Below are 14,235 nucleotides of genomic sequence, written 5' to 3' on the forward strand. Positions count from 1 at the left end.
GCGAGCCCGGTGCGGCGATGAGAACACCCAGGGGCGTGTCGACCGGGCACGGGCGGGGTAATACCCGGGCAGTTGGCGTCACCCGGGAGGGGTGGCGCCGGCACTGAGAGTGGGGATCGTGACGACATGACCATGCCGGAGACCGCGCATCACGACGACGTGGAACTGCGGTTACCCGCGGACTTCGGGAGTCTTCCGGTCGTGCGCGGTGTCGCCGCGACCGTGGCCATGGGTGTGGACCTGCCGCTGGACCAGGTCTCCGACCTGCGCCTGGCGGTGGACGAGGTGTGCTCGCAGGTCATCGCGCTCGCCCGCCGGGGCGCCGAGCTCACCTGCCTGTTCCGGGTGTCGGGCGCCGACATCGTCGTCACCGCCTGGGCGCCGTCGGCGACCGGGCGGCTGCCGTCGCCGGAGTCGTTCGGCTGGCATGTGCTGTGCACCCTGACCGACGACGCCCGCACCTGGCAGGGGGGTGGCTCGGACCGCGCCGTGCACGTAGAGGTGAGAAAACACCGCAATGTGTGACCACCTTTCCCCTGTTGGTGACAAAAACCACAAAGAACTGTCACTCTGAGTTGTGACGTGGCTCGCTCGTGCCTACAGTCGGCCTCCCCTGGCTCGAGGAGGCACTGGTGACCCGGTTCCGCAGGCGGGCCATGCTCACGCTGCTGGTCGCGGCCCCCACCCTGACCGTGGCAGGCGAGCTGCTGCCCACGGCGGCCCAGGCCGCGGTGCCCACGCTGCCGCAGCTCGCGGACCTGGTCGACCTCGGCGACGTGCTGATCCTGGCGGGCGCGCCCACCGCGCACATGCTGGTGCTGCGCGTCGACACCGACGGGACCGCGACGCTGCGGCTGCCGCGCGCCGAGGTGGGCCAGGGCATCACCACGGCCGCGGCGATGCTGGTCGCCGAGGAGCTGGACCTGCCGCTCGACCGGGTGCACGTGGAGCTGGACGACGCCCGCCCCGAGCTGTCGTCCAGCCAGCTCACCGGCAGCTCCAACGCGATCCGGTCGCTCTACGGCCCGGTCCGCCGCGCCGCGGCCACCGCCAGGGCGCGGCTGGTCGCCGCCGCGGCGGCGCGGCTGCGCACGGTCGACCTGCGCACCCGCGACGGCCTGGTCGTGGCCGGGGACGGCCGCACCGCGCGCTACGGCGAGCTCGCCGCCGCCGCGGCCGAACCCTCGCTGCTCGTCGGACCGGTGATCACCAAGCCGGACCGGGACCTGCGGGTCATCGGCACCCCGGCGAACCGGATCGACGCCCGCGCCATGGTCACCGGGCAGCAGCGCTACACCCTCGACCTCGACGTCCCCGGCGCCCGGCCGACGATGGTGCGCAGGCCGCCGACGATCAACGGCCGGGTCGCCGCGGTGGCCAACGAGGCGGCGGTGCGGGCCATGCCCGGGGTGCTGGCGGTGGCCGTGGTCGCGACCGGTGTCGCCGTGGTGGCCGAGACCTTCGGCCAGGCGCTCGACGCCAAGGACGCGCTGGTGGTGAGCTGGACGGCGGGCACGGTCGACGGCGAGTCCGACGCGACCGTCTCGACCAGGCTCCGCGCGGCCGCGGCGGGCTTCGGCGGGCCGCCGCTGCTGGGCCAGGCCGTCGACGCCGAGTTCGACTTCGCCTTCGTCAGCCACGCCCCGATGGAGACCAACTCCGCCATCGCCGACGTGCGCGCCGACCGGGCCGAGATCTGGTCGGCGCTCAAGTCGCCGGTCCAGGTCCAGTCCGGCATCGCCCAGGCGCTGGGCATGGCCGAGGACGACGTCACCGTGCACGTCGTGCAGGGCGGCGGGTCCTTCGGGCGCAGGCTGTTCGGCGACGCCGCGGTCGAGGCCGCGCTGATCTCCCAGGCGGTGGGGATGCCGGTGAAGCTCATGTGGAGCCGGGTCGACGACATGCGCCACGGCCGCGCCCGCGCCGCCAGCCACCACAAGATCCGCGTGGTGCACGCGCTGGGCTCCGTGCTCAGCCTGGACCACCGCGTCGCCGCCGTGGAGACCGACTTCGGCCACGGCGTCGGCGACGCGGTCACCGCCAACGCCGAGCAGCTCCCCGTGGCGGACGACCTGGCGTTCCCCAACATCGTGTTCCGCACCACGGTCAAGTCGCCGTACAACTTCGGCCTGACCAACCAGTCGCTGGTGGAGGTGCCGATGGGCTTCCACACCGGCAGTTGGCGCTCGGTCTACTCGGCCAACACCCGCGGCGCGGAGGAGATCGTCGTCGACGAGGTGGCCGAGGCGGCGGGCAAGGACCCGGTGGCCTTCCGCCGCGAGCACCTCAAGACCGCCCGGCAGCGCGCGGTGCTGGACAAGGTCGCCGCCGAGGGCCGGTGGGGCAGGGCGATGCCCGCCGGGTTCGCCCAGGGCGTCGGCTTCCACGACGAGTACAAGTCCTGCGTGGCCTACCTGGTGGAGATCGACGCCCGCGACCCGCGGGCGCCGCGGGTGCTCAAGGCGACCTGCGCGGTGGACGTGGGCCGGGCGGTGAACCCGCGCGGGCTGGAGTCGCAGATGCTGGGCGGGCTGACCGACGCGATCTCCACGACGCTGCGCGCGGGCCTGCACATCGACGCCGGGCTGCCGCTGGAGGGCAGCTACTCGCAGTTCCACTACGCCAGGCAGAAGGACTCCCCCACCGACGTCCGGGTGTTCGTCATGCCCGCCACCGGCGACCCGGGCGGGGCCGGTGAGCTGGGCGTGCCCGCCGCCGTGGGCGCGATCGCCAACGCCTACGCCCGCGCGACCGGCGTCAAGCCGCGCAGCTTCCCGCTGGTCTTCCCCGTCGACTTCGAGCCGTACCCGAGGTAGCCATGCCCCAGCACACGTTCACGGTCAACGGCCGCAGCGTCACCGTCGAGGCCCCCGACGACCTGCCCACCCTGTGGGCGCTGCGGGACAAGCTCGGCGTCACCGGCCCGAAGTACGGGTGCGGGATCAACGTCTGCAAGGCCTGCACCAGCCACCTCGACGGCGCGGCGTTCAACCCGTGCGTGACGCCGGTGGCCGAGGTCGCCGGGCGGTCGGTGACCACGATCGAGGGCCTGGCCGACGGCGACACCCTGCACCCGGTGCAGCAGGCGTGGCTCGAGCAGGACGTCGCGCAGTGCGGGTACTGCCAGCCGGGGCAGATCATGGCCGCCGCCGCTCTGCTCGAGCGCACCGACGACCCGACCGACGCCGACATCGACGCCATCGAGAACGTGTGCCGCTGCGGCTCCTACTTCCGGGTCCGGCAGGCCATCAAGCGGGCGGCGGAGCTGCGCCGGGCCCGGTGACCCTGACCACAGGCGGTCCGTGCCCGCGCCCGGCCGGGGAATGCGAAGATCGGCGGGTGGGAACCCTTCTGGCAATCAGCGACCTGCACATCTCCTACGCGGAGAACCGTGAGATCGTCAGCGACCTGCGTCCCGAGTCGGACGACGACTGGCTGGTCGTGGCGGGCGACGTCGCCGAGACGGCCGAGGACATCGGCTGGGCGCTGGGCCTGCTGGCCGAGCGGTTCGCCAAGGTCGTGTGGGTCCCCGGCAACCACGAGCTGTGGACGATGAAGCAGGACTCGTTGCAGGCCAAGGGCGTCGAGCGCTACGACGCGCTGGTGGCGTTGTGCCGCGAGCTGGGCGTGGTGACCCCGGAGGACGAGTACCCGGTGTGGGAGGGCGGCGGTGGCCCGGTCCGGGTCACCCCCCTGTTCATCGGCTACGACTACTCCTTCCGCGCCCCGGGCACCCGCACCAAGGAGGAGTCGCTGGCCTACGCGCACAACACCGGCGTGGTCTGCACCGACGAGTTCTACCTGCACCCCGACCCGTTCGAGGGCCGCGAGGACTGGTGCCGGGCCAGGGTCGAGTCGACCACCGCCCGCCTCGACGCCTGCGACCCCGCCGTGCCGTTCCTGTTCGTGAACCACTACCCGCTGGTGCGCGAGCCCACGCGGGTCCTGCGGTACCCGGAGTTCGCCCAGTGGTGCGGCACGGAACTGACCGCCGACTGGCACACCCGCTACCCCACCGCCGCGATGGTCTACGGACACCTGCACATCCCCCGCATCACCCACCACGACGGCGTCAAGTTCCAGGAGGTCTCCCTGGGCTACCCCCGGGAGTGGAAACGCCACGGCCACCCACACGGCCTCCTGCGGCGAATCCTCCCCACCCCCGCGCCGGTGTAGAACGGGCCCCCGCACCGGCGGATGGCTACCGGTGCGCGTGACCGGGTCGATCAGCCGCCGAGGAGGCCACCGCCCCCAGCACCGCCGCCGAGGAGGCCGCTGGCGCCACCGAGGGGGCCGCCTGCGCCGCCCCCGCCGAGGAGGCCGAGACCGTTGTCGAGCAGGCCCTCGTCGGCCGAGGCAACGCCTGCGGTGGCCAGCGACAGCGCGGCGGTGGCGCCCAGCGCGGCCAGCGTCGCAGCGGTCCGCCTACGAACGTTCATGGGATACCCCTTTGCTCACCCGCCGAAGCGGGTTCCGATGCGCAGCCGACTCATGTCAGCGCTAGACCATATGGCCTAGCTCGGTAGGGTACATATGGGCGTGATTCACGGAGCAAGTGGCCTTGGGAGCCCCCGTTCACGGGATAGTCCGCCAGAACCCGCACCGATGCGCCGCGAACGCGTCCACCTCCCCCACCGCCCCCGGCGCGAACCCCTGCGTGGTCCCCGCCCGCCAAGGCTCCCGCCCCGCCGCGAACGCCGCCCAATCATCGACCATCCTGTCCGCCAACACTTTCTGCGCCGCACTGGCCACGAACGCCGACCCGTCCGACCGGACCGGCGCGGGCGTCATGTCGAACAGCGAGTACAGCTCGGCGAGGTGCGGCGTCCCCATCGTGAACCCCGGCGCATGGGACGGCACCCCGGTGGGCGCGTCCGGGTCGGAGTACGAGTAGCCGAGGGCACCGGGCAGCAAGGCGTTCGTCTCGTACTGGGGACAGGCGAAGTCGCGGTCGGTCATCAGCGCCGCCAGGGCGAGCGCCGGACTCGGCCGCCCCGAGGCGTCCGGGAACCGCGCCGGGTCGTACACCGCGCGCACAGCGGCAGCCCGAGCGCCGAAGCCGTCGGCGAGGACCTCCGCGTACCGCTCGTCGGTGAGGGCGCCGTCGAGGAGGTGGGAGATGCTGACCAGCAGCCTGGACTCGTCGGCGTTGGCCCCGGAGAGCACCGGGACGCGCGCGGCGTGCCCGCGCCGCAAGGCCCGCACCGGGTCCTCGGGCAGCGTCGGGGTCCCGTGGGCCACCACCGCGGAGCCCGGCGTGATCGCGCGCACGGCCCCCGCGTCGAGCGCGCGCAGGCAGGCGACGTCCGCGCACCCCAGCGTCGCCGCCGCGCGCCTGCCCGCCGCCTCGACCTCGGCCAGCGGCCGGGTGAACTTCCGCCGCGCGGGCGCCACCTCGGCGACGCCCGGCGAGACCAGCGAGATGTTCGTGTCGCACGAGCCGCTCTGCATGACCACCCGGGAGAACAGCCCCCGCGACCCCGGCGAGGTCAGGTGCAGGCACGCCGACACCCCGCCCGCCGACTGGCCCGCCACGGTCACCCGCCGCGCGTCGCCGCCGAAGGCCGCGATGTTGCCCCGCACCCACCGCAGCGCCGCCTGCTGGTCCTGCAGGCCGAAGGTGCCGGACCCGGCCAGGCCCGGCAGCCCCAGGTACCCGAGCGCCCCGAGCCGGTAGTTGACCGCCACCACCACGACGTCGCCCCGGTCGACCATCCGGGTGGCGTCGACCGCGGCGGAGGTGCCGTTCGCGAACCCGCCGCCGTGCACCCACACGATCACGGGCTTGCCCGCGCCCGGCTTCGCCTTGGTGGTGACCGTCAGGTTCAAGCAGTCCTCGCTCTCGCGCACGCCCGGGGGCAACTGGCCCGGGGAGAGCTGCACGCAGGCCGACCCCGGCGACGTCGCGTCGCGCACCCCGGCCCACGGCACGACGGGCCCCGGGGCCCGCCACCGCAGTTCGCCCACCGGCGGGGCCGCGTAGGGGATCGCGCGGAACGTCCGCACCGGACCGGCGGCGCCGCCCCGCACCAGTCCGCCCTCGGTCCCCACCAGGACCGGGCCCCGCCCGTCCGCCGCGTTCGCCGAGGCCGTCAGCGCGGCCCCGAGCACCACCAGCGCGCCGAGCAGGCCGCGCACCCCCATCTTGACCATGGCGAGCACCGTACCGAGCGCGCCGCGGTGACCCGGCCCCCGCGGGATCTGGCACGATCGGGCCACCATGACGCTGACCTCGCGGCTGCCCGCCACCCCGGATCCCGACTCGCTGTTCGACGCCTTCTCCGGGTGGGCGACCGAGCGCGGGCTGAGCCTCTACCCCGCGCAGGAGGAGGCGCTGCTGGAGATCGTGTCCGGCTCGAACGTCATCCTCAACACCCCCACCGGGTCGGGCAAGAGCCTGGTCGCGACCGGCGCGCACTTCGCCGCGCTGGCCGAGGGGCGGCGCAGCTTCTACACCGCGCCGATCAAGGCGCTGGTGTCGGAGAAGTTCTTCGCGCTCATCGACACCTTCGGCGCGGAGAACGTCGGGATGATGACCGGCGACTCCTCGGTCAACGGCGGCGCGCCGATCATCTGCTGCACGGCGGAGATCCTGGCCAACATCGCGCTGCGCGACGGGGCTGACGCCGACGTGGGCCAGGTCGTCATGGACGAGTTCCACTTCTACGCCGAGCCCGACCGCGGCTGGGCGTGGCAGGTGCCGCTCATCGAGCTGCCCAGGGCCCAGTTCGTCCTCATGTCGGCGACCCTGGGCGACGTCGCCCGGTTCGAGGGGGACCTGACCCGGCGGACCGGGCGCGACACCGCCGTGGTCACCTCCGCCGAGCGGCCGGTGCCGCTGTTCTACTCGTTCGGCCTGACGCCGCTGACCGAGGCGCTCGAGGAACTGCTGAGCACCAACCAGTCCCCGATCTACGTCGTGCACTTCACCCAGGCCGCGGCGCTGGAGCGGGCGCAGGCGCTGATGAGCGTCAACGTCTGCTCCCGGCAGGAGAAGGACGCCATCGCCGCGCTGATCGGCGACTTCCGGTTCTCCTCCGGCTTCGGCAAGACGCTGTCGCGGCTGGTGCGCCACGGCATCGGCGTGCACCACGCGGGCATGCTGCCCAAGTACCGCCGGCTGGTGGAGCGGCTGACCCAGGCCGGGCTGATGAAGATCGTCTGCGGCACGGACACCCTGGGCGTGGGGATCAACGTGCCGATCCGCACGGTCGTGTTCACCTCGCTGTCGAAGTACGACGGCGTGCGCACCCGGCTGCTCAAGGCGCGCGAGTTCCACCAGATCGCGGGCCGCGCGGGCCGCGCCGGGTACGACACCCTCGGCACCGTCCTGGTGCAGGCGCCCGAGCACGTCATCGAGAACGAGAAGTCGCTGGCCAAGATCGGCGACGACCCGAAGAAGCGGCGCAAGTTCGTCCGCAAGAAGCCGCCGGAGGGCATGGTCTCCTGGGGGCAGCCGACCTTCGACCGGCTGGTGGCCGCCGAGCCGGAGCCGCTGACCTCGAGCTTCAAGGTCAGCCACTCCATGCTGCTCAACGTCATCGGCCGCCCCGGTGACGCGTTCACGGCCATGCGGCACCTGCTGGAGGACAACCACGAGGAGCGGCCTGCCCAGCGCAGGCACATCCTGCGCGCCATCTCGATCTACCGGGGGCTGCGCGACTCCGGGGTCGTCGAGGAGCTGCCCGAGCCCGACGAGACCGGGCGCCGGGTGCGGCTGACGGTCGATCTGCAACTCGACTTCGCGCTCAACCAGCCGCTGTCGCCGTTCGCGCTGGCCGCGTTCGACCTGCTCGACCGCGAGTCGCCCAGCTACGCCCTCGACATGCTGTCGGTGGTGGAGTCCACGCTGGACGACCCGCGGCAGGTGCTCTCCGCCCAGCAGCACAAGGCGCGCGGCGAGGCCGTGCAGGCGATGAAGTCCGAGGGCATCGAGTACGACCAGCGCATGGAGCTGCTCGAGGAGGTCAAGCACCCGCAGCCGCTGGCGGAGCTGCTGTTCGCCGCGTTCGCCACCTACCGGCAGGGCCACCCGTGGGTCGGCGACAACCACCTGTCGCCGAAGTCGGTCGTGCGGGACATGTACGAGCGGGCGATGACGTTCACCGAGTACGTCTCGTTCTACCAGCTCGCCCGCTCCGAGGGCCTGGTGCTGCGCTACCTCGCCGACGCCTACCGGGCGCTGCGCCAGACCGTCCCGGACGAGGCCAAGACCGAGGAGCTGACCGACCTGGTCGAGTGGCTCGGCGAGCTGGTCCGCCAGGTCGACTCGAGCCTGCTCGACGAGTGGGAGAAGCTCAGCAACCCCGGTGACGACACAGCCGAGGAAGGCCTCGGTCCCGTCGAGGCGGCGCCGCCCGCCATCACCAAGAACCAGCGCGCCTTCCGCGTCCTGGTGCGCAACGCCCTGTTCCAGCGCGTGCAGCTCTGCGCCCGCCAGGACTGGGACGCCCTGGGCGCCCTGGACGCCGACACCGGCTGGGACGCCGAGGCCTGGGCGGACGCGGTGGACCCGTACTTCGACGCGCACGCCCAGATCGGCGTCGGCCCGGACGCGCGCGGCCCGGCGCTGCTGGTCATCGAGCAGGAGTCCGAGCGCTGGCTGGTCCGCCAGATCTTCGACGACCCCGCGGGCGACCACGACTGGGGCTTCACCGCCGAGGTCGACCTGGCCGCCTCCGACGAGGCGGGCGCGGCCGTCGTCCACATCACCGCGGCGGGCGAGCTGTAGGTGGCGCGCGGCGACGGCGACCGGGTGGTCCAGTGCGCGCGCGGGCACCTGCACTGGGGTGTGCACGGCGCGGCGGGCCTGCTGCCGGTGCACCACGACGCCGACGGGGTGGCGCACGTGCTGCTGCAGCAGCGGGCGCGGTGGACGCCCGGCGGCGGCACCTGGGGGACCTTCGGCGGCGCCCGCGACAGCCACGAGTCGCCGGTGACCGCGGCGCTGCGGGAGACGGCCGAGGAGAGCACATTGGACCTGCGGCTGGTGCGGCCGTTCGGGCAGGTGGTGGTCGACCACGGCGACTGGTCCTACACGACGGTGCTGGCCACCGCCTCGGCGATGCCGGAGGTCGGGCCCGGCAACAGCGAGACACTCGCGGCCGCGTGGGTCCCCGTGCCGCTGGTCCGCCGCCGTAAGCTGTTCCCGGCGTTCGCCTCATCCTGGTCGGAGCTGATGGAACTGGTCACCGCGCCCGTGCTCGTCGTCGACTGCGCCAACGTCATGGGCTCGCGCCCGGACGGCTGGTGGCGCGACCGCGCGGGCGCGGCCACCCGGCTGCGCGACGGCCTGGCCGCCCTGGTGGCCGGGGGCGTCCCGGATTTCGCGGGATTCGACACGGCGCACCCGGTGGCTGTCCTGGTCGTCGAGGGGCAGGCCAGGGGCGTCTCCTCGGTCGACGGCGTCACCGTCGTCGACTCCCCCGGTGAGGGCGACGACACGATCGTCGACCAGGCCGCCGCCCACCCGGGTTGCTACGTGGTCACCGCCGATCGCGCCCTGCGCGCCCGCTGCGAAGACGTCGGCGCCCATGTCCTGGGCCCTCGCTGGCTGCTCGACCGCCTCTGACCCCTGGCCAGGTCCGCGGGCGTCACCGCGACTCGAGCGGAACGCACGCCAGCCGCTTGCCCGCCGTCCCCGCGTGGCCGGGCTCGGTGTGCGTCCCCTCGGCGTGCAGCACCACCGACCGCGCCTCCCGGGCCGACAGCGACCACGGCACCCGCGCGATGGCGACCGCGTCGCCCTGGGCGTTCGTCGTGAAGTCGAGCCAGACCTCGTTGACCGGGTTCGCGTACGCCGGGTCGACCGAGGGCTGAACGGGGTCGGGCCGGTTCTGCGTGTGCGGGCCCGCGGCGGCGGGGTCCGCCCCGCACTCGCCGGTGTGCACGTGGGCGCCGTAGGTGCGGTCGGGGAGCAGGCCGTCGACCGCGAGGCCGACCCTGGTCCGTCCCAGTTCCACTGGGACGTTACCGGACTCCATGGCGACAGCGACGGCCGCCGCGCCAACGGGGACGACGTCCGGGTCGTAGGTGTAAGTCGGGCCGGTCTCGGAGAACTGCGCGGTGGGCGACAAGAACAGGAAGGCAAGGGCGGTGAGGAGGTACATGTCCAGATGATTCCACTGCTGGGCACCCTCTCAACCGGACGCGCCGCACCATCACACGATCGTGGGGCCTTGATCATCGTCCGCGCGCTGGGCGGCGGGGATCACGATCATCGTGGGACGCACGCGTTCGGCATCCACCACGATGGAGTCGACGACCACCGGACCGGGGGCGGCACGCTGGGCCCGGCGCAGCACCCAGCGCCGGACCAGCGCCCGCGAAGGCGGCAGCAGCAACGAGATCGCCACGATGTCGCTCAGGAACCCCGGCAGGAACACGAGAATCCCGGCAGCGGTGATCAACATGCCGTCGACCAGCTCGCCCTCTGGCTGGCGGCGGGCGAAAGCGGCCTGGCGCAGCGCCTCGAGGGCCTTGGTCCCCTCGCGCCGCAACAGGAACACGCCGAGGAAGGTGCCCGCCACGAGCAGCGCCAGGGTCGGCAGCAGCCCGATCAGGCCGCCCACGGTCACCACGACGGTGACCTCCGCGACCACGGCGAACAGGATCAACAACAGTATCGGCACGATTACGCTCCTCGGTCGACACCCGGCCCCGGTGTTTCATCGGATGTCCTGACAACGTGCGGGGACCGCGAATCGTCCCCGGGCGGACAAACCCGCTGGTCAGCGCCAGCTGCACCCGATCGTGTCACCCGTCAAGGTGACGTGGCCTTCACCACGAGCGGGTAACGGACTATCCCGATAACGCCGCGTTCACACTATGGTCATGAGACCGCTCGGCGAACCCGGGCTTGAGGTTACGCTCGGCGACGGTCCGTAGCACCGACCCCTTCGGTGCCGCCGCCCGCGATCCTGGCAGGTCCCTGCCACGCACGACCCGCGCACGACGAGGTGCGCCACAACAACACCCTGCTCCGCGGCAGTGCTCCGAGGCAGCACCGCCACCCACGAAGTCCCGCACGACGAGGTGCGCTCCACCGCCCAGCCCCGGGCATCGATCCGTCGCCGGATTCACCGACACCGCGACACCGGGCGAGCCGGTGAGAGGCGCCCGCACGGCCCCCTCCCGCGCTCGAGCTGTACCCAGAACCCGTGTGCGCGCTCCAGACCAATGGGAGGGCCGCTAGCTGTGACGACCCGCCAAGACCACCTGCGCGGTGGCCTGTACGACGAGAGCTTCGAGCACGACGCCTGCGGCGTCGCCTTCCTGGCCGACCTGACCGGCCGCAGAACCCACGACACCGTGGCCAAGGCACTCGTCGCCCTGCGCAACCTGGAGCACCGGGGCGCCCGGGGCGCCGAACCCGAGACCGGCGACGGCGCGGGCATCATGATCCAGGTCCCGGACGCGTTCTACCGCGACGTGGTCGACTTCGACCTGCCCGAGGCGGGCGCCTACGCGGTCGGCACGGCCTTCCTGCCCGTCGACGCCGACGAGCGCGCGCGGGCGGTGGCCATCGTCGAGGAGGTCGCCGCCGAGGAGGGCGCGGTCGTCCTGGGCTGGCGCGAGCTGCCGATCCGCCCGGAGCACACCGGCGCCACGGCCCGTGAGGTCATGCCGCACTTCTCCCAGCTTTTCCTCGCCGCCGCCGACGGCTGCTCCGGCCTGGCCCTGGAGCGGCTGGCGTTCTGCGTGCGCAAGCGCTCCGAGCACGCCTACGGCGAGACCGGCCTGTACTTCGCCAGCCTGAGCTCGCGCACGGTGATCTACAAGGGAATGCTGGCCGAGCCCCAGGTCGAGGCGTTCTTCCCCGACCTGGCCGACGAGCGGGTGACCAGCGCCATCGGCCTGGTGCACTCCCGCTTCTCCACCAACACCTTCCCGGCGTGGCCGCTGGCGCACCCGTACCGCTACATCGCGCACAACGGCGAGATCAACACCGTGCGCGGCAACCGGAACTGGATGGACGCGCGCGAGTCGATGCTCGCCAGCGACCTGATCCCCGGCGACCTCAAGCGGGTCTTCCCGATCATCGGCCGCTCGGCCAGCGACTCGGCCAGCTTCGACGAGGTGCTCGAGCTGCTGCACCTGGGCGGGCGCAGCCTGCCGCACGCGGTGCTCATGATGATCCCGGAGGCGTGGGAGAACCACGCCGAGATGGACCCGGCCCGCCGCGCGTTCTACGAGTTCCACTCGACGCTGATGGAGCCGTGGGACGGCCCGGCGCTGGTGTCGTTCACCGACGGAACCCAGATCGGCGCGGTCCTCGACCGCAACGGCCTGCGCCCGGCCCGCTACTGGGTCACCGAGGACGGCCTGGTCGTGCTGGCCTCCGAGGTCGGCGTGCTCGACATCGACCCGACCACGATCGTCCGCAAGGGACGGCTGGAGCCGGGCCGGATGTTCCTCGTGGACACCGCCGAGGGCCGCATCGTCGAGGACGACGAGATCAAGGGCGGGCTCGCCGCCGAGCACCCCTACGGCGAGTGGGTCCAGCAGGGCCTGCTGCCGCTGGAGACGCTGCCCGCGCGCGAGCGCGAGGTCCCCTCGCACGACTCGCTGGTGACCCGGCAGCAGACCTTCGGCTACACCGAGGAGGAGCTGACGCTGCTCCTCGAGCCGATGGCGCGCACCGGCGCGGAGCCGATCGGGTCCATGGGCAACGACGCCCCGCTGGCGACCCTGTCCACCCGGCAGCGCTCGCTGTTCGACTACTTCGCGCAGCTTTTCGCCCAGGTGACCAACCCGCCGCTGGACGCCATCCGCGAGGAGCTGGTCACCTCGCTGGGCACCCTGATCGGCGCCGAGCCCAACCTGCTCACCGGCGACGCGGACACCTGCCGCCGGATCGCGCTGCCGTTCCCGGTGCTGGACAACGACGAGCTGGCCAAGCTCGCGCACGCCAACGACGACGGCGACCTGCCCGAGTTCCAGTCGGTGACCATCCACGGCCGCTACGACGTGCGCGGCGGCGGCGAGGCGCTGCGCGAGCAGCTCGCCGAGATCCGCTCCGAGGTCTCCCAGGCCATCCGCGACGGCGCGCGCGTGGTGGTGCTGTCCGACCGCGGCGTCGAGGAGCACCAGGCGCCGATCCCGTCGCTGCTGCTCGTCGGCGCGGTGCACCAGCACCTGGTGCGCGAGAAGACCCGCTCGCAGGTGTCGCTGATCATCGAGGCAGGCGACGCCCGCGAGGTGCACCACGTGGCGCTGCTGATCGGCTACGGCGCGTCCGCGGTCAACCCGTACCTGGCCATGGCCACCGTCGAGGACCTGGCCGCGCGCGGCCTGGTCCAGGGCGGCGTCGACAGCCACACCGCGGCCCGCAACCTGATCAAGGCGCTGGGCAAGGGCGTGCGCAAGACCATGTCGAAGATGGGCGTGTCCACCGTGGCCTCCTACCACGGCGCGCAGATCTTCGAGGCGCTCGGCCTGGGCGCCGAGGTCGTCGACGAGTGCTTCACCGGCACCACCTCCAAGCTCGGCGGCGTCGGCTACGACGTGCTGGCCGAGGAGGTCGCGCAGCGGCACGCCACGGCGTTCCCGCGCGACGGCGTGCACCCCGACCACCGCGAGCTGCAGGTGGGCGGCGACTACAAGTGGCGGCGCGAGGGCGAGCCGCACCTGTTCAGCCCGCAGACGGTGTTCAAGCTCCAGCACTCCACCCGCTCGGGCCGGTACGAGGTGTTCAAGGACTACACCAAGCTGGTCGACGACCAGTCGGTGTCGCTCAAGACGCTGCGCGGCCTGTTCGCGTTCAAGGAGGGTGTGCGCCCGCCGGTGCCGGTCGACGAGGTCGAGCCGGTCTCGGAGATCGTCAAGCGGTTCGGCACCGGCGCGATCTCCTACGGGTCGATCTCCAAGGAGATGCACGAGACCCTCGCGATCGCGATGAACCACCTGGGCGGCAAGTCCAACACCGGCGAGGGCGGCGAGGACCCCGAGCGCCTCTACGACCCGCGCCGCCGGTCCGCGGTCAAGCAGGTCGCCTCCGGCCGGTTCGGGGTGACCTCGGAGTACCTGGTCAACGCCGACGACATCCAGATCAAGATGGCCCAGGGCGCCAAGCCGGGCGAGGGCGGGCAGTTGCCGCCGAACAAGGTCTACCCGTGGATCGCCCGCACCCGGCACTCCACCGCGGGCGTCGGGCTGATCTCCCCGCCGCCGCACCACGACATCTACTCCATCGAGGACCTCGCCCAGCTCATCCACGACCTCAAGAACGCCAAC

At 72.6% G+C, this 14,235-nt stretch carries 11 protein-coding genes; 7 read left to right on the forward strand and 4 right to left on the reverse strand.

All coding sequences use genetic code 11. The features are described 5' to 3' along the window. Positions 1–126: 126 nt before the first annotated feature. From GCL84_RS25765 to GCL84_RS25780, 4 genes are all read left to right on the forward strand, one after another. Complete coding sequence (locus GCL84_RS25765; protein WP_156758149.1) at positions 127–525, forward strand: ATP-binding protein; 399 nt, start codon at positions 127–129, stop codon at positions 523–525. A gap of 131 nt (positions 526–656) precedes the next feature. Next, positions 657–2,816 (forward strand): molybdopterin cofactor-binding domain-containing protein, encoded by a 2,160-nt coding sequence (locus tag GCL84_RS25770; RefSeq protein WP_156758160.1) that lies wholly within the window; start codon positions 657–659, stop codon positions 2,814–2,816. 2 nt (positions 2,817–2,818) lie between these two features. After that, on the forward strand, positions 2,819–3,283 hold the full coding sequence (locus tag GCL84_RS25775) for a (2Fe-2S)-binding protein (protein WP_156758150.1): 465 nt from the start codon (positions 2,819–2,821) through the stop codon (positions 3,281–3,283). Between the two features lie 56 nt (positions 3,284–3,339). Beyond that, positions 3,340–4,176: a metallophosphoesterase family protein gene (locus GCL84_RS25780; protein ID WP_197523507.1), complete on the forward strand. Its 837-nt coding sequence runs from the start codon at positions 3,340–3,342 to the stop codon at positions 4,174–4,176. A gap of 50 nt (positions 4,177–4,226) precedes the next feature. On the opposite strand, the gene GCL84_RS29520 is transcribed toward GCL84_RS25780, so the two are convergent. After that, positions 4,227–4,439, reverse strand: coding sequence for a hypothetical protein (locus GCL84_RS29520; RefSeq protein ID WP_197523508.1), 213 nt, complete (start codon positions 4,437–4,439; stop codon positions 4,227–4,229). A 136-nt stretch (positions 4,440–4,575) separates the two neighbouring features. Next, positions 4,576–6,153 carry a carboxylesterase/lipase family protein gene (locus tag GCL84_RS25790; RefSeq protein WP_156758152.1) on the reverse strand — a complete coding sequence of 526 codons (1,578 nt, stop codon included), beginning with the start codon at positions 6,151–6,153 and terminating at the stop codon, positions 4,576–4,578. 67 nt (positions 6,154–6,220) lie between these two features. Between GCL84_RS25790 and GCL84_RS25795 the strand changes: the two genes are divergently transcribed. Both GCL84_RS25795 and GCL84_RS25800 read left to right on the forward strand, forming a co-directional pair. Then, a complete protein-coding gene (locus GCL84_RS25795) occupies positions 6,221–8,731 on the forward strand; it encodes a DEAD/DEAH box helicase (protein ID WP_156758153.1) in 2,511 nt (836 codons plus the stop codon). Next, entirely contained in the window at positions 8,732–9,571 is an 840-nt protein-coding gene (locus GCL84_RS25800; protein WP_156758154.1) for an NUDIX hydrolase, read from the forward strand. It abuts the gene before it with no gap. A 22-nt stretch (positions 9,572–9,593) separates the two neighbouring features. On the opposite strand, the gene GCL84_RS25805 is transcribed toward GCL84_RS25800, so the two are convergent. Together GCL84_RS25805 and GCL84_RS25810 are read right to left on the reverse strand one after the other, a co-directional pair. Beyond that, positions 9,594–10,109, reverse strand: a complete 516-nt coding sequence (locus GCL84_RS25805) for a superoxide dismutase family protein (RefSeq protein ID WP_156758155.1) — start codon at positions 10,107–10,109, stop codon at positions 9,594–9,596. Between the two features lie 51 nt (positions 10,110–10,160). Then, positions 10,161–10,631 (reverse strand): FxsA family protein, encoded by a 471-nt coding sequence (locus GCL84_RS25810; RefSeq protein WP_235926720.1) that lies wholly within the window; start codon positions 10,629–10,631, stop codon positions 10,161–10,163. Between the two features lie 565 nt (positions 10,632–11,196). Here GCL84_RS25810 and gltB point away from each other — a divergent pair. Next, positions 11,197–14,235, forward strand: a 3,039-nt coding sequence (gene gltB / locus GCL84_RS25815) for a glutamate synthase large subunit (protein ID WP_235926721.1), incomplete at its 3' end; no start/stop codon positions are given.

Origin of the sequence: Actinokineospora pegani (genome assembly GCF_009745975.1) — a bacterium.
GTDB classification, from domain to species: Bacteria; Actinomycetota; Actinomycetes; order Mycobacteriales; family Pseudonocardiaceae; genus Actinokineospora; species Actinokineospora pegani.